This is a genomic window from Vibrio olivae (genome assembly GCF_042428525.1).
In the GTDB taxonomy this organism is placed as follows: Bacteria; Pseudomonadota; Gammaproteobacteria; order Enterobacterales; family Vibrionaceae; genus Vibrio; species Vibrio olivae.
In genome coordinates this window covers 1-1,679 of the sequence record NZ_JBHMEP010000040.1, presented here as the reverse complement: position 1 = coordinate 1,679, position 1,679 = coordinate 1, and the positions used below count along the sequence as shown (strand labels likewise).

Sequence of the window (1,679 nt, the reverse complement as noted above, 5' to 3'; positions counted from 1 at the left end):
CGGTTGGCAGAATTGAAGCAAGCCCAAAAGGAGGCAAACGAAATAAACAAACTTGTTGTCAAAATCAACCAATCCGCCGAGGGTTCATATAACAGGTTATCAGCACAATATTCCCTTAACAAAATCTTTCTTAACAATATGACAGTTGAGGAAAGGGAGGCGACCGAGGACGGGCGCAAGTTGGTTGCGGAAACAAAAGCGATATACGAGGAAATGAAGCGGTTGCAGGAAGCGACCGGGAAAACGTCGTTGAACGTGGGTAACTATTCCGACGCCGCAAAAGGACTGACAACCCAAATAGAGAACCAAACAAAGCAATTGGCGTTGTTACGTTTGGAGGGCAAACAGGGGACGGCGGAATACCAACAGTTGAGCAAAGAAACGGCAATGTTGCGGGATGCGGTCAGGGATGCGACCGACGAAATTACCCGCATGGCGTCGGATACGTCCAATTTGGATGCCGTGTTAGGTGCGGCGGCGGCGGCGTCCGGTGGCTTTGCAGCATTTACCGGGGCAATGGAATTGTTCGGGGCGGAAAGTGAGGACGTACAAGAGGCGCAAAAAAAGTTACAGGCGGTAATTGCTATTACGACCGGAGTACAGGCGATACAAAATGCCGTGCAAAAGCAATCGGCGGTTATGTTGGGTATTTCCCGTATTCAAATGGCGGCATTGAGCAAAGCGCAAGTTTATAACCGCCTTGTTACCATGCAGGGGACGAAGGCGACGTTGGCGGCGACCGTGGCGCAAAAGGCGTTCAATCTCGTTGCGTACGCCAATCCTTACGTCCTGTTGGCTTTGGCATTAGTTACCGTTGTCGGGGCGTTAGTCCTGTTTGCGTCCAATACCGACAAATCGGCAAAGAACCAACAGAAGTTGAACGAAGCGCAAAAGGTTTGGTTGGACTATTTGGAAACCGAGGCAACCGAAATGAACCGAGTAAGCAACGAGCGTGTCGCCCAATTGAACCGGGAATTAAACGTTGCCAAAGCCCGAAACGCTTCATTGTCCGAAACCCGAAAGATTGAGGACGAAATATTGGAGGAACGCACAAAGGCGCACAACAAATCGGTCGGTTTTTACGGTCAAGAATTAGACGATTTAGAGGCGAACCGGGCAAAGTTGAAACAATTACATGAAATTTTATTGCAGGTCAACACAGCCAAAGCCCGTGGCGATAGTAAAATTAGAATTGACGTCGATTTGGACGGTAAGATTGACAAAGTAAAGGTTGATGATGCAATTGAAGCAATACAGGGGCAAATCGACAACGTGGGACGTGCCGTTGATATTGCCGTTAATCTGAAAACCGAGGGGGCGGATTTGGACGCCGAAAGGAAAATACAGGCGGCACAACGTCAACAGGAAAACCGGAACGCCGCCAAAGCGGAAACCGATATTTTGCGTAAAGCCGAGGACGCCCGGATTGCCTTAATAAAAAATTCGTTCGACCAACAGAGGGCGCAACGTCAAGCCGCCAACGCCCGTGCGATTGCGGATATACAATTGCAGTTGCGCACGGAGGCGAATTTGACGACCAAAGCCCGCAAAGCGTTGAACGACCAAATTACGGCGTTACGTCAACAGTTAGCAAACGATATGGTCGATATTGCCAACCAACAACGGGCAGCGGAATTGGCGGCGGAACGCACCACGCAGGACGCCCAAATTGCGCTTAT

General features: G+C 49.9%; 1 protein-coding gene. It reads left to right on the top strand.

The window, feature by feature from the left end; translation table 11 throughout:
- Positions 1 to 1,679: coiled-coil domain-containing protein (locus ACFFUV_RS23330; RefSeq protein WP_390198296.1), on the top strand; the 1,679-nt coding region annotated here is incomplete at both ends.